Below are 13,637 nucleotides of genomic sequence, written 5' to 3'. Positions count from 1 at the left end.
AGGGTTCAGCCCGTCAGCGCCCACCCACCTGCTTGCGGTCGCGGCGGCGGTCGGCGACCGGCTGATAGGCGATGCGGGCGTGATAGGCGCAATAGGGAATGCCGGTGCCGGAGCGGGCGCCGCAATAGCGGAAATCGTCCTTGCCGGGCTCGCCGATCGGCCAGCGGCAGGAATATTCCTTCAGCTCCATGATGGTGCAGCGCTCGCCCATGGGCACGACATTGTCGACCTCGGGCAGCCGCGCCACTTCCGATTCCGGCACCAGGTCCGGCGCCGGGCGGGGCTTGAAGGCGAGGTTGGAGCGCGAGGCGGGCATGGACGGACGCGGCGGGGCGGAGGGGGCCGTGCGCGGCGCCTTGCGGGCGCGGGGGGTGCTGGAGGAGGGGGCCTTGGCGCGGCCCGACAGGCCGAGACGATGGACCTTGCCGATGACGGCATTGCGGGTCACCTGGCCGAGCTCGCCGGCGATCTGGCTGGCGCTCAGACCGTCGTTCCAGAGCTTCTTGAGGAGCTCCACCCGCTCGTCGGTCCACTGCAACTGCTGCATGTTCCTGTCTCCTCCTGGAAGGCTGCGGGCCGCCGGAATCCGCAAGCGCTCGCCGCCTCGCAAAAGGCGTCGTTGCACTGCCAATACCTTGTCACTAAGGTCCGCCGCACGAGATGTCGTATGCCGACGGCCGGACACTACGCTATTGATTGAATCGGCGGCAAGAGTCCGGGGAATCTCGCTTTCGTTTTCCCCAAGCGCGTCGGGCCTCTGATGAATCCGTCCACAGCCCCGCCAGCGACCGGGGCGTACCGATGGTTGAGTCTTACCAAGACCTTAAGGATGGTGTTGTTTTTGAGTCACTCTTGCCGGATCTTTTAACGGCATGGGGATTGGTATCCGGTCGGCGGCGCAAAAGGCGCGTCGAACCTGTTCCTACGCTGCGCAGGATGGTGCCGCTTTGGCGTTTCTGGCGACCGAGAACGAACTGACCTGGGAGGGCGCCGCGGGAGCGCCGCTCGCCGGAACGCTGACCTTGCCCGCCAGCGGCGGACGCGCGCCCGCCTTGCTGCTGATCCAGGGCAGCGGGCCAACCGACCGCGACGGCAACCAGCGCCCGCATCTGGTGACCGACCTCCTGAAGGATCTGGCACACCTGCTCGCTGGCTTCGGCATCGCCAGCCTGCGTTGTGACAAGCGCGGCATGGGAGCCGTTGCCGCGAGCCTGCCGAAGGCGGAGCCCGACCTCGCGGTGTTCGTGGGCTGGGACAGGTTCGTCGGCGATGCGCAGCGGTCCCTCGCCATGCTCGCCGGGCAGCCCGGGGTCGATCGCGCCCGTGTTGGCATTCTGGGACATAGCGAGGGCGGGTTGATCGCACTGGACCTTGCCGCGGGCGGCCTTGCGCATCCGGCGATGCTGATCCTTGCCGCCACAACCGGGCGCCCGATCGCTGCCGTCCTACGCGACCAGATCGCAAGGCTGGCGCGCCAGCAGGGGGCACCGGAGACGGCAGTCGTGGCGATCCTTGCAGAGAACGACCGCATCCTGGCGCGCCTGGTCGCGGGAGAGGGTTATCCCGAAGCCATCCATCCGGGACTCGCCGCGCTCTACCCGCCCTATCTCCGGCATTATTGGGAAGGATTTGCCAGCCGTGACCCGGCCGACCTTGCCGGCCGCTGCCCCTGCCCGATCCTGGTGCTGTCCGGCAGCGCCGACGTCCAGGTTCTCGCGGATCGCGACGTGCCGGCGCTGGAGGCGGCCCTCATCCGCAGGGCGGCGGAGCGGGGCCGGCCTTACCGGGTGGCGCTGTTGGCAGGGGCCAGCCACAACCTGAAGCCAGTATCCGGTCCCGACGATCCCGGCCTGTCGGGACCGCTGCATTCCGATGTGGCCTCCAGCCTCGGGACGTGGTTCAGGGACCAGGGCTGGGCCTGACACACCCGAGACTGTCACGGTCCCGTCGTATCATTTCGTTATTTCCCGATATATGGATGATAGCGAAACCATCGCGGCCTTGGCGGCCCTCGCCCAACCGACGCGGCTCGCCGCCTTCCGCCTGATGGTGGCGCGCGAGCCCGCGGGCATCCCCGCCGGCGAACTGGCCGCCCTGCTGGCCGTGCCGCAGAACACCCTGTCCAGCCATCTGGCCGTGCTTGTGCGGGCTGGCCTCGCCCATGGCGAGCGGCACAGCCGCTCGATCCTCTACCGCGCCGATCTCGATCGCTTCCGCGCCATGACGCTGCACCTGGTGCAGGATTGCTGCGGCGGGCGGCCGGAGATCTGCGTGCCGATCATCCGGGGCCTGACGCCCCCCTGCTCTCCCAAAGTGGACGTGTCATGACTGACAGAGACGACCAGGCGACCCCGGCGCTGCGGGTCGGCATCAGCGGCATGGGCCGCATAGGGCGGCTGGCGCTGCGGGCGGCCATGGGGGCGGCGGGGCGCGGCGCCGATGATCCGCGCGCCGGCAACCGGCTCGACATCGTCCATCTCAACGAGATCAAGGGCGGCGCGGCCACCACGGCCCATCTGCTCGAATTCGACAGCGTCCAGGGGCGCTGGCGCGGCGCCATCGCCGCCGACGGCGAGGACGCCGTGACCATCGGCGGCAGGCGCCTGAGCTTTTCCGCCCATGCCGCGCCCGCCGATATTCCCTGGGGCGATCTCGGCGTCGATGTCGTGCTGGAATGCACGGGGAAGTTTCTTACCCCCGCGACGCTGGAGGGGCACCTGAAACGCGGCGCCAAGCGCATCATTGTTGCCGCTCCGGTTAAGGACCCCTCGGTCCTCAATGTCGTCGTCGGGGTCAACGAGCATCTCTATGAACCGGCGAAACATCCGATCGTCACGGCAGCCTCATGCACCACCAACTGCCTCGCGCCGGTGGTGAAGGTCGTCCATGAGGCGATCGGCATCGAGCGTGGCCAGATCACCACCATCCATGACCCGACCAATACCAATGTCGTCGTCGACGCGCCGCACAAGGACCTGCGCCGGGCACGCTCGGCCATGCTGTCGCTGCAGCCGACGACCACCGGCAGCGCCACCGCCATCGCGCTGATCTATCCCGAACTGAAGGGCCGGCTTGATGGCCACGCGGTGCGTGCGCCGGTGCTCAACGCCTCGCTGACGGACTGCGTCTTCCAGGTGAAGCGGCCGACCAGTGCGGCCGAGGTCAACGATCTCTTCAAGGCGGCGGCGGCAGGACCGCTGGCCGGCATTCTCGGCTTCGAGCCATTGCCGCTGGTCTCGGCCGACTATGCCCGCGACACCCGCTCGGCCATCGTCGACGGGCCTTCAACCCTGGTGACCGACGGCGTCATGCTGAAGGTCTATGCCTGGTACGACAACGAGATGGGCTATGCCTGCCGCATGGTCGATCTCGCCACCCACATGGCCCGGATCGGGATCTGATGGCCGCGATCTCCGCCGGCCTGCGCAACTATGCCATCGTCACGGCGGCCTATTGGGGCTTCACGCTGACGGACGGCGCGCTGCGCATGCTCGTCCTCTTCACCTTCTTCAAGCTCGGCTATTCGCCCTTCACACTGGCGCTGCTGTTCCTGCTCTACGAGGCGGCCGGTATCGTCGCCAATTTCGTCGGGGGGTGGCTCGCCACCCGCTATGGCATCACGCGGATGCTGACGGTCGGCCTTTCGACGCAGATCGCCGGTTTTCTCCTGCTCTCGGCCATGTCGCCGGGCTGGGAGGCGGCCTTCCTCGTCGCCTGGGTGGTGGCCGCGCAGGGCATCTGCGGCGTCGCCAAGGACCTGACGAAGACCGCCTCGAAATCGGCCATCAAGGTCACGGAGAAGGAGGCGCGCAACGCCGGAGAGGGCGCGGACGGCCGGCTGTTCCGCTGGGTCGCCTGGTTCACCGGCTCGAAGAACGCCATGAAGGGCGCCGGCTTCTTCCTCGGCGGCGTGCTGCTCGAGGCCTTCGGCTTCCGCCTGGCGCTGTGGCTGATGGCGGCGGCCCTCGGGCTGGTGCTGATCGGCGTCGTGCTGTCGCTCCCGCCGATGATGGGCAAGGCCAGGGCGAGCGGCACGGCACGCGAGCTCTTCGGCAAGAGCCGCGGCGTCAACCTGCTCGCGGCGGCGCGCATCGGCCTGTTCGGTGCCCGCGATGTCTGGTTCGTGGTGGGACTGCCGGTCTTCCTCTATGCCGCGGGCTGGACCTTTGCGATGGTCGGCGCCTTCCTCGCGGTCTGGACGGTGGGCTACGGCCTGGTGCAGGCCGCGGCGCCGGCGCTGGTCAAGCGCAGCCCGGACGGTCTGTCCGCCGAGGTTCCGGCCGCGCGGCTCTGGTCGTTCGGCCTCATGCTGGTGCCGGTGATCATCGCGGCGAGCCTCGTCGTCCAGCCGCCGCGGCCGGACCTCGTCCTCGTCGCAGGGCTCTGCGTCTTCGGCTTCGCCTTCGCGGTCAATTCCTCCGTCCATTCCTATCTCATCCTGGCCTATGCGGGCTCCGAGAAGGCGGCGGAGGATGTCGGCTTCTACTATGCGGCCAATGCCGCCGGCCGCTTCGCCGGCACGCTGCTGTCGGGACTGTTGTTCCAGACGGGCGGCATCCTCGGCTGCCTCGCGGGGTCTGCCGCCATGCTCGCCGCCTGCTGGCTGGTGACGCTCGCCCTGCCGGTGACCCGCGAGGTGCCGCCCTCCTGACCGGCCTTCGGCTTCGCACGACCCCGTCATGGCTTTGCGGGCCGCGGGCGATAGCCGAGCCCCTGTGAAGCTTAGCCGGAACCACTGCGCCGCAGCATGCGGGGGAGGGTGCGAACCTTGACTTTCCGCCCCCCTGATCGCATAGAATTCGGCGCGCCGCCCTTCGGGGCGGCCGTTTTTTTCTGGGTTTCCGGGAGTTTCGACGGGAGGTCGAAGTGATCACGCCGCTGATGCCGAACTATGCACGGACCGAACTCGCCTTCGAGCGGGGCGAGGGCTGCTGGCTGGTGACGGCGGACGGGCGACGCGTGCTCGATTTCGGCGCCGGAATCGCGGTGAATTCCCTGGGACATTCGCACCCCCATCTCGTCGAGGCGCTGGTGCAGCAGGCCCAGAAGGTCTGGCACGTCTCCAACCTGCACAATGTGCCGGAGGCCGAGCGGCTGGCGAAGCGGCTGATCGAGGCGACCTTCGCGGACTCGGTGCTGTTCTGCAATTCGGGCGCGGAAGCCAACGAGGGCGCCATCAAGATGGCGCGCAAGTACCACGCCGTCCGCGGCGAGGAGAACCGCTACCGCATCATCACCTTCGAGGGCGCCTTCCACGGCCGCACGCTGGCGACCATCGCCGCCGGTGGCCAGAAGAAATATCTGGAGGGCTTCGGCCCGAAGGTCGAAGGCTTCGACCAGGTGCCCTTCGGCGACCATGCGGCACTGGAGGCGATGATCGGCCCGGATACGGCGGCGCTGATGATCGAGCCGATCCAGGGCGAGGGCGGCCTGCGCGAAGCGCCGTACGAGGAGCTGCGCTATCTGCGCGAGCTCTGCGACACCCATGGCCTGCTGCTGATCTTCGACGAGGTACAGACCGGTGTCGGCCGGACCGGCAAGCTCTTCGCCCATGAATGGGCGGGCGTCACCCCTGACATCATGGCGATCGCCAAGGGCATCGGCGGCGGCTTCCCCATGGGTGCGGTGCTGGCGGTGGAGAAATGCGCCGCGGTGTTCACCCCCGGCACCCATGGCACGACCTTCGGCGGCAATCCGCTGGCGGCGGCGGTGGGCAATGCCGTGCTCGATGTCGTCCTCGCGCCCGGATTCCTCGCGGAGGTGCAGCGCAAGGCCCTCCTGTTCAAGCAGAAGCTCGCCGGCCTCGTCGACCAGCATCCCAAGGTCTTCGAGGGCGTGCGCGGCGCCGGCCTGCTCACCGGTCTCAAATGCGTCGTCCCCAACGGCGACGTGACGGCCGAGGCGCGGCGCGCCGGTCTGCTCGTCGTGCCGGCGGGCGACAATGTCATCCGTCTCATCCCGCCGCTGGTGGTCTCCGATGCGGAGATCGATCTGGCGGTCGGCATGCTCGACAAGGCGGCCATCAGTCTCGAGGCGCAGATGGTCAAGGGAGCGGCCGAGTGACCCATGCGCCCCGTCATTTCGTCGACCTCGCCGATTTCGGCGGGGCCGAGCTGAAAGCCATTCTGCAAAAGGCCAGCGCGCTGAAGAGCGTGCGCCGCACGCCCGAGGCCGGCCGGCCGCTGGCCGGCAAGGTGCTGGCGATGATCTTCGAGCGGCCCTCGACCCGCACGCGCGTCTCCTTCGACGTGGGCATGCGCGAACTCGGCGGCGAGACGATCATGCTCACCGGGGCGGAAATGCAGCTCGGCCGCGGCGAGACCATCTCGGACACGGCGAAGGTGCTGTCGCGCTATGTCGACGCGATCATGATCCGCATGCTCGACCACAATGCGGTGCGCGAACTGGCCGAGGCGGCGACGGTGCCGGTGATCAACGGCCTGACCAAGCTGTCGCATCCCTGCCAGATCATGGCGGATATCATGACCTTCGAGGAGAAGAAGGGCCCGATCCGCGGCAAGACGGTGGCCTGGGCCGGCGACACCAACAATGTGCTCGCTTCCTGGATCCAGGCCGCGCCGCGCTTCGGCTTCAAGCTCAACATCGCGACGCCCGAGGATCTGGCGCCCCGCCGCGAGGTCATCGCCGCGGCCCAGCGCGAGGGTGGCGACGTGTCCTGGACCTCCGATCCCTACCAGGCGGCCGATCGCGCCGACTGCATCGTGACGGATTGCTGGGTGTCGATGGGCGACGAGGATGCCGGGCGCCGCCACAACCTCCTCAAGGCCTATCAGGTCAACAAGCAGCTGATGAGCGCAGCCAATTCCGACGCCATCTTCATGCATTGCCTGCCCGCCCACCGCGGCGAGGAGGTCACCGACGAGGTCATGGACGGGCCCCAGTCCGTCGTCTTCGACGAGGCCGAGAACCGCCTGCATGCGCAGAAGGGCGTGCTGGCCTGGTGCTTCGGGGTCTAGCGCGCCGGATGGGTCCGGTCCGGCGCGGTCCGGGCCTCGCCCTCGGCCACGGGATCAGCGGTCGGATAGCGCTTGAACACGCCCTCCGGCTGGGCAAGACGGTCGGCGAGGATCCGCAGGACCTGGAGATTGTGCGGCAGGCCGATATGGCTGCCGGTCACCTCGATGCTTTCCGCCAGCGGTCCGCCGGGCTCGATACAGCTCTGCCAGGCGCAGATGCCGTCGGTCCGGCTGTAGATGGCGGTGGTCGGGACGGGCGGCGGCGGGCGGACCGGCCCGCCCATGTGCTGGTCGCGGGTGTCGACGGACCGGCCGCAGGCCCATTCATAGACCCGCCAGCCATGGGTCGACCGGGGCCCGCCGGCGAAGGGGCTGCCGAGGGTGACGACCGAACGCACCCGGTGCGGGAAGACCTTGGCGAGCTGGCGGGCATAGATGCCCCCGAGGCTGATGCCGACGAGGCTGACCTTGCGGCCATGGCGCCCGGCGATGGCGCCAAGCAGATCGGCGAGATCGCTCTCCAGCGTGCCGCGCAGGCCGCGATTCATGCCGAAGCCCCAGCCATAGGCCGCATAGCCCCGGCGGGCGAGAAAGCGCCGCATCGGCAGCGACGCCAGGTCCGACGACATCAGGCCGGGGATGACGAGAACGGGATGGCCATCCCCGCGTGGCGTGTCGCCGAGGGTTCGGTGCCGGAGACCCAGTTCCCCGAGTTCCACGACGGACCGCAGTTCCATGGCCAGGTAGCGCAGCGGCGGCGGCGGAATCTCCGGGGACGGGGAGGCGAGGCCCGGGGTGCGGTGCGGCGGCGTCATCCGTTTGCTCCCTCCCCCTGGCCGGTGGCCGCAGCCGCCGGTCCCTTCCGCCGCCCTGTCATGCGTCCGGCTTGACGCCTCTTCTCTCCGGAACCATTCAAGGCTATGAGACCCGCCACCTTTTCAGAACGGGAGGTCCGCCATGGCCGCGCCGCGCACGCTATACGACAAGATCTGGGACGACCATGTGGTCGAAACGCAGGATGATGGCACCTGCCTGCTCTATATCGACCGCCATCTCGTCCATGAGGTGACCAGCCCGCAGGCCTTCGAGGGGCTGCGCACGACCGGCCGCAAGGTGCGGGCGCCGCAGAAGACGCTGGCCGTGGTCGACCACAACATCGCCACGACCCCGGACCGCAAGTTCGGCATCAAGGACGAGGAGAGCCGCACCCAGGTGGAGGCCCTCGCCCAGAACGCCAAGGATTTCGGCATCGAATATTACGATGCGGCCGACATCCGCCAGGGCATCGTCCACGTCATCGGGCCGGAGCAGGGCTTCACCCTGCCGGGCACGACCATCGTCTGCGGCGACAGCCACACCTCGACCCACGGCGCCTTCGGGGCCCTCGCTCATGGCATCGGTACCTCGGAGGTCGAGCATGTGCTCGCCACCCAGACGCTGATCCAGAAGAAGGCGAAGAACATGCTCGTCCGCGTCGACGGGCAGCTGAAGGACGGCGTCACCGCCAAGGACATCATCCTCGCCATCATCGGCGAGATCGGCACGGCCGGCGGCACCGGCTCGGTCATCGAATATGCCGGCGAGGCGATCCGCGCGCTGTCGATGGAAGGCCGCATGACCATCTGCAACATGTCGATCGAGGGCGGCGCCCGCGCCGGCCTGATCGCGCCGGACGAGAAGACCTATGCCTATCTCAAGGGCAAGCCGAAGGCGCCCAAGGGCATGGCCTGGGACATGGCCCAGAAATACTGGGAGACGCTCTACTCCGAGGAGGGCGCGCATTTCGACCGCACCGTGGTGCTCGATGCCCATGCCCTGCCGCCGATCGTCACCTGGGGCACCAGCCCCGAGGACGTCATCTCCATCGCCGGTGTCGTGCCGGATCCGGACGCGATCGAGGACGAGAACAAGCGCAGCTCCAAGTGGCGCGCGCTCGACTATATGGGCCTCAAGCCGGGCACCAGGATCACCGACATCCGCCTCGACAAGGTGTTCATCGGCTCCTGCACCAATTCGCGCATCGAGGACCTGCGCGAGGTCGCCCGCGTCGTCCGCGACAAGAAGGTGGCCTCCACGGTCTCGGCGATGATCGTGCCGGGCTCGGGCCTGGTGAAGGAACAGGCCGAGCAGGAAGGCCTCGACAAGATCTTCATCGCGAGCGGCTTCGAATGGCGCGAGGCCGGCTGCTCCATGTGCCTGGCCATGAACCCCGACCGGCTGCAGCCGGGCGAGCGCTGCGCCTCCACTTCGAACCGCAATTTCGAGGGGCGTCAGGGCTACAAGGGCCGCACCCATCTGGTCTCGCCGATCATGGCGGCGGCGGCGGCGATCGAAGGCCACTTCGTCGATATCAGGACCTGGGGCTGAGTTTTGCGGACGGATCACCCGGGCTGGCTCTGTCCCGGGTGAGAGCAACCCTCGCAGCCGGTCAGGACCATCGGCGCTGTCCGGCGCGTCGGCGGCCGGCCCGACTCAGCATGCGCCCGGCCGCGACGGACCTCCGCCCTAGTCTTGCCCCGTTTCGACGTAAGTTACCCCAAGGAGAGCGACGTCAGGGTCGGTAAGTGCTGTTCGAAGGGCTATTCGCCATGGATTCGCCCGCAAATTAACCGCCTGTTTACCCTGATCTTCGACACCTAAGGGGCAAGTCCGGCGGGGCCGCCGTTCCCGTTCGCCCGTTTCCAGAGCCGAGTATTGCGATGCGCTGCAACAAAATCCTCTCCGTCCTGGCCTTCTCGGCCGTTGCCCTGACCGTCACCAGTGCCGGTGCGCAGCAGCGGCAGCAGGCCCAGGCCGCCCGTCCCGCCGCCGGCGGCGCCCAGCAGGGATCGGCGGTGGCCCAGTTCGGTGACTGGGGCGTCTTCACCTCCGGCACCCAGCGCGGCAAGGTCTGCTACGCCGCCTCGCAGCCGAAGACCCGCGCTCCCGCCAATCTGCAGCGCGACCCCGCCTTCTTCTTCCTGACCTCGCGGCCCGGCGAAAACGTCCGCAACGAGGTCTCGCTCACCCTGGGCTTCCCGCTGCGCGGCGATGCGACCGCGACGATCGGTACCGCCAATTTCGCCCTCTACACCCAGGCCAACGGTGCCTGGATCAAGAATGCCGCCGAGGAGGGCCGTCTCGTCCAGGCGATGCGGGGCGGCTCGCAGCTCACCGTCAGGTCGACCTCGGGTCGCGGCAACGTGACGACGGACACCTATTCGCTCAACGGTCTCGCCCAGGCGCTCGACCGCGTGGCGCAGGAATGCCGCTGAGGGCTGCAGGCGCCCTCCTGACGCTCGCCTGCAGCATCGGCCTCGCCGCGGCCGAAGATCGCCCGAGCGGAACCACCCGCACCGTCGCCCGCCATGCCGACTGGTCCGTCATCGTCGCCGAGACCAATCGTGGCCGGCACTGCTATGCCGCCGCCCGGCCGCAGGCGCGGCGGCCGGAAGGCGCGGTGAGGGGCCCCGCCTTCGTCTTCGTCACCACCCGGCCGGTCGACCGGGTCCGTGACGAGTTCTCCGTCGAGTTCGGCTTCGAGGTCACCACCGGAGCGATGCTGTCGGTCGGCGGCGAAACCTTTCCGCTTGCCGGTGACGCCGTCGGAGCCTGGATCGGGGATCTCGCCGACGAGGCCCGGCTGGTGGCGGCGATGCAGGGCAACGCGCACATGCAGATCCGGTCGATGTCGGTCCTCGGGGAGGAAACCACCGACACCTATGCCCTCGCAGGGTTCGCCGAGGCTCTGGCGCGGGCGGGCCGGGAATGCGCCGACCCCCCGGCGACCAGCTGACGCGACCGGCGCGTGAAAGGCTGCGTGAAGCGCGGCTTTCGTGCTATAGGCCCGCGCTTGCCAGGAAACCCGACCCGATGCCGACGCCCGATCCCGCGAATGCCGCCCCCGTCGAGAAGCCCGCTGCCGCCTCCGGCCCCCGCGCCCTGCCGGCGAAGCCCTCGCTCGTCGGCATGGGACGTGACGACCTGAAGGCGGCGCTGGCCGCCATCGGCATCGAGGGACGCGAGGCACGGATGCGCGTCTCCCAGCTCTGGGGCTGGATCTACCAGCGCGGGGCGAAGACCTTCGAGGAGATGTCCAACGTCTCCAAGCACCTGCGCGCCGCGCTGGCGGAGACCTACACGCTCGATCGACCCGAGGTCGTCGCCGAACAGGTGTCGCAGGACGGCACCCGCAAGTGGCTGATGCGCATCCCGCCCTCCATGGCGGGCGAGAAGTGGCACGAGATCGAGACGGTCTATATCCCGACCCGCGACCGCGGCACCCTCTGCATCTCGAGCCAGGTCGGCTGCACGCTGACCTGCTCCTTCTGCCATACGGGCACGCAGAAGCTGGTGCGCAACCTCACCGCCGCGGAGATCGTTGCCCAGGTGGTCGTCGCCCGCGACCAGCTCGGCGACTGGCCGGGTGCCGAGCCGCCGGAGGGCGCCTTCGTGCCGACCGACGGCGGGCGCTTCGTCACCAATATCGTCTTCATGGGCATGGGCGAGCCGCTCTACAATGTCGAGAATGTCACCGGGGCGCTGCTCACCCTTCTTGACCCGGACGGCCTGCAATTCTCCAAGCGCCGCGTGACGCTGTCGACCTCGGGCGTCGTGCCGGAGATCGGCCGTGTCGGCGCCGATACGGGCGTCGCCCTCGCCATCTCCCTGCATGCGGTGCGCGACGACCTGCGCGACGAACTCGTGCCGCTGAACCGCAAATATCCGATCGCCGCACTGCTCGACGCCTGCCGCGACTATCCCGGGGCGTCCAATGCCCGCCGCATCACCTTCGAATATGTGATGCTGAAGGGCGTCAACGATTCCATCGACGATGCGCGGCGGCTGGTGCGGCTCCTGAAGGGCATCCCGGCCAAGATCAACCTCATCCCGTTCAATCCCTGGCCCGGCTCCCGATACGAGTGCTCGGACTGGGAGCAGATCGAACGCTTCTCCGAGGTCGTTTTCGAGGCCGGCTATTCCTCGCCGGTGCGCACCCCGCGCGGTCGCGACATTCTCGCCGCCTGCGGCCAGCTCAAGAGCGAGACCGAGCGCCTGCGCGCCAAGGACAAGGCGGTGCTGATGTCGAAGGCCGAGCAGGACGCCTTCCGCGCCATGAGCATGGTGGACTGAGCCATTATCCCTCGCATGCGCATGCCGCGCGGCAGCCGCCGCAGGCACGCGCTTGACCCTCCTCCGGGTGGGTGGTGAGCTTTCGACAACCGGCGACACAAGACCGGCCGAGCCCACCATGATCCCGGGAGGATCCCATGCCGTTCCAAGGACTGCCGCCCGTGCGGGCCGGGGCCTTCGCCCTGGCTCTTTCCTGTCTTGCCGCCACGCCTTTCCCCGTTTTCGCCCAGCCCGGTCCCGGGCAGGGTCCCGGACAGGGCTGGCGCTTCGAGCGCGACGATCGCGGTCAGGGCCGCCCCGACCGTGAGGGCCGGCGCGGCCGCGGCGAGGATACGGTGATGGGCTTCTCGCGCGAGCGGCTGGCGCGCATCGGTCCGGTCATGCGCGAACAGGCCGACCGCGCCATGTTCCCGGGCGCCGTGACCCTCATCGCCCGGCGTGGCCGCATCATCCATTTCGAGGCGCACGGCTTCCGCGATGCGGCCAAGACGCAGCCGATGACGCGCGACACGATCTTCATGCTGGCCTCGATGACCAAGCCGATCGTCTCGGCGGCGGCGGTGATGCTGATCGAGCAGGGCCGGATGAAGCTCTCCGACCCGATCGCCACATGGCTTACCGAACTCAAGGACCAGAAGGTGCAGGTCGAGCGGCGCAATGCCGACGGCACCACCGCGACCGAGGACGTCGCGCTCGCCCGCCCGATCACCGTGCAGGATCTGCTGCGCCACACGGCGGGCTTCACCTATGCCGGTTCGGAGCGGTCTCCCCGGATCAAGCAGCTGCTCGACGACCAGAATATCGAGGCCCGCACGGCCAATATCTCCGGCGACGAGATGCTGCGCCGTCTCGGCCAGATCCCGCTCGTTCACCAGCCGGCCACGGCCTTCCACTATTCGATCGCGACGGACGTGCTCGGCCTGCTGCTCGAAAGGGTTTCGGGCAAGCGGCTCGACGTGCTGATCAAGGAGATGATCCTCGATCCGCTGGAGATGCGCGACACCGGCTGGTTCGTTCCCGAGAGCCGCCGGTCGCGCCTCGCCGAGGCGCTCGATTCCGACCCGGCCAAGGCAGGCATGTGGACCGCCTACCGCATCTTCGAGAACCCGGCCGATCACGGCCAGTATTTCAAGGGCGGCGCCGGCATGGTCTCCACCGCCGAGGACTATTTCAAGTTTGCGCAGATGATCCTGAACGGCGGCCAGTTCGAGGGCCGCAGGCTTCTGTCGACGAAATGGGTCGAGTTCATGCTGGCCGACCATCTCATTGGCATGGGCGGATCCACGGCCGCCTCGACCGGTCCGGGCTACGGCTTCGGCCTCGGCTTCGCCGTGCGCCGGCAGGACGGGTTCGCGGTGGCGCCGGGCTCGACCGGTGACGCCATGTGGGCCGGCGCCTGGGGCACCAGCTTCACCATCGATCCGCGCGAGGGCATCGTCGGGATCCTGATGGCGCAGGGCCCGTCGCATCGCGTGCATACGCGCATGCTGTTCAAGAACCTGCTCTACGGGGCGGTGGTGAGGTAAGGACGCCGGCGTTTCGGCCAGG

General features: G+C 68.5%; 13 protein-coding genes. 11 read left to right on the top strand and 2 right to left on the bottom strand.

All coding sequences use genetic code 11. The features are described 5' to 3' along the window. Positions 1-13 precede the first annotated feature (13 nt). Positions 14-547: a GcrA family cell cycle regulator gene (locus Q0C57_RS12065; RefSeq protein ID WP_296576675.1), complete on the bottom strand. Its 534-nt coding sequence runs from the start codon at positions 545-547 to the stop codon at positions 14-16. A 400-nt stretch (positions 548-947) separates the two neighbouring features. On the opposite strand from Q0C57_RS12065, the gene Q0C57_RS12060 reads away from it, so the two are divergent. The 6 genes from Q0C57_RS12060 to argF all read left to right on the top strand — a co-directional run bounded on the left by Q0C57_RS12060 (position 948) and on the right by argF (position 6,977). After that, positions 948-1,922, top strand: a complete 975-nt coding sequence (locus tag Q0C57_RS12060) for an alpha/beta hydrolase (RefSeq protein WP_296576674.1) — start codon at positions 948-950, stop codon at positions 1,920-1,922. Between the two features lie 52 nt (positions 1,923-1,974). Further along, on the top strand, positions 1,975-2,328 hold the full coding sequence (locus Q0C57_RS12055) for a metalloregulator ArsR/SmtB family transcription factor (protein ID WP_296576673.1): 354 nt from the start codon (positions 1,975-1,977) through the stop codon (positions 2,326-2,328). A gap of 29 nt (positions 2,329-2,357) precedes the next feature. After that, positions 2,358-3,401, top strand: coding sequence for an ArsJ-associated glyceraldehyde-3-phosphate dehydrogenase (locus Q0C57_RS12050; protein ID WP_366937827.1), 1,044 nt, complete (start codon positions 2,358-2,360; stop codon positions 3,399-3,401). Beyond that, positions 3,401-4,651 (top strand): organoarsenical effux MFS transporter ArsJ, encoded by a 1,251-nt coding sequence (arsJ, locus tag Q0C57_RS12045; RefSeq protein WP_296576671.1) that lies wholly within the window; start codon positions 3,401-3,403, stop codon positions 4,649-4,651. Before Q0C57_RS12050 ends, arsJ begins: the two co-directional genes overlap by 1 nt. 215 nt (positions 4,652-4,866) lie before the next feature. Then, the gene (locus tag Q0C57_RS12040) at positions 4,867-6,063 is read left to right on the top strand and encodes an aspartate aminotransferase family protein (protein WP_296576670.1); all 1,197 of its coding nucleotides are present in this window, start codon (positions 4,867-4,869) and stop codon (positions 6,061-6,063) included. Then, positions 6,060-6,977 carry an ornithine carbamoyltransferase gene (gene argF, locus Q0C57_RS12035; protein WP_296576669.1) on the top strand — a complete coding sequence of 306 codons (918 nt, stop codon included), beginning with the start codon at positions 6,060-6,062 and terminating at the stop codon, positions 6,975-6,977. The genes Q0C57_RS12040 and argF overlap by 4 nt, the downstream gene beginning before the upstream one ends. Here the strand turns inward: argF and Q0C57_RS12030 are convergent. After that, positions 6,974-7,792 (bottom strand): alpha/beta hydrolase, encoded by an 819-nt coding sequence (locus tag Q0C57_RS12030; protein ID WP_296576668.1) that lies wholly within the window; start codon positions 7,790-7,792, stop codon positions 6,974-6,976. The two genes, argF and Q0C57_RS12030, sit on opposite strands and share 4 nt — an antisense overlap. Before the next feature lie 142 nt (positions 7,793-7,934). On the opposite strand from Q0C57_RS12030, the gene leuC reads away from it, so the two are divergent. The 5 genes from leuC to Q0C57_RS12005 all read left to right on the top strand — a co-directional run bounded on the left by leuC (position 7,935) and on the right by Q0C57_RS12005 (position 13,615). Beyond that, positions 7,935-9,344, top strand: coding sequence for a 3-isopropylmalate dehydratase large subunit (gene leuC, locus Q0C57_RS12025; RefSeq protein ID WP_296576667.1), 1,410 nt, complete (start codon positions 7,935-7,937; stop codon positions 9,342-9,344). Positions 9,345-9,676: 332 nt separating this feature from the next. Next, entirely contained in the window at positions 9,677-10,231 is a 555-nt protein-coding gene (locus Q0C57_RS12020) for an invasion associated locus B family protein (RefSeq protein ID WP_296576666.1), read from the top strand. After that, positions 10,222-10,752, top strand: a complete 531-nt coding sequence (locus Q0C57_RS12015) for an invasion associated locus B family protein (RefSeq protein WP_296576665.1) — start codon at positions 10,222-10,224, stop codon at positions 10,750-10,752. Before Q0C57_RS12020 ends, Q0C57_RS12015 begins: the two co-directional genes overlap by 10 nt. Before the next feature lie 77 nt (positions 10,753-10,829). Beyond that, complete coding sequence (rlmN, locus tag Q0C57_RS12010) at positions 10,830-12,089, top strand: 23S rRNA (adenine(2503)-C(2))-methyltransferase RlmN (RefSeq protein WP_296576664.1); 1,260 nt, start codon at positions 10,830-10,832, stop codon at positions 12,087-12,089. Positions 12,090-12,226: 137 nt separating this feature from the next. Next, positions 12,227-13,615 carry a serine hydrolase gene (locus Q0C57_RS12005; RefSeq protein ID WP_296576663.1) on the top strand — a complete coding sequence of 463 codons (1,389 nt, stop codon included), beginning with the start codon at positions 12,227-12,229 and terminating at the stop codon, positions 13,613-13,615. Positions 13,616-13,637 lie beyond the last annotated feature (22 nt).

The sequence above is a fragment of the Phreatobacter sp. genome, assembly GCF_022843985.1.
Lineage (GTDB): Bacteria > Pseudomonadota > Alphaproteobacteria > Rhizobiales > Phreatobacteraceae > Phreatobacter.
This window is presented reverse-complemented; position numbering and strand designations above follow the sequence as displayed.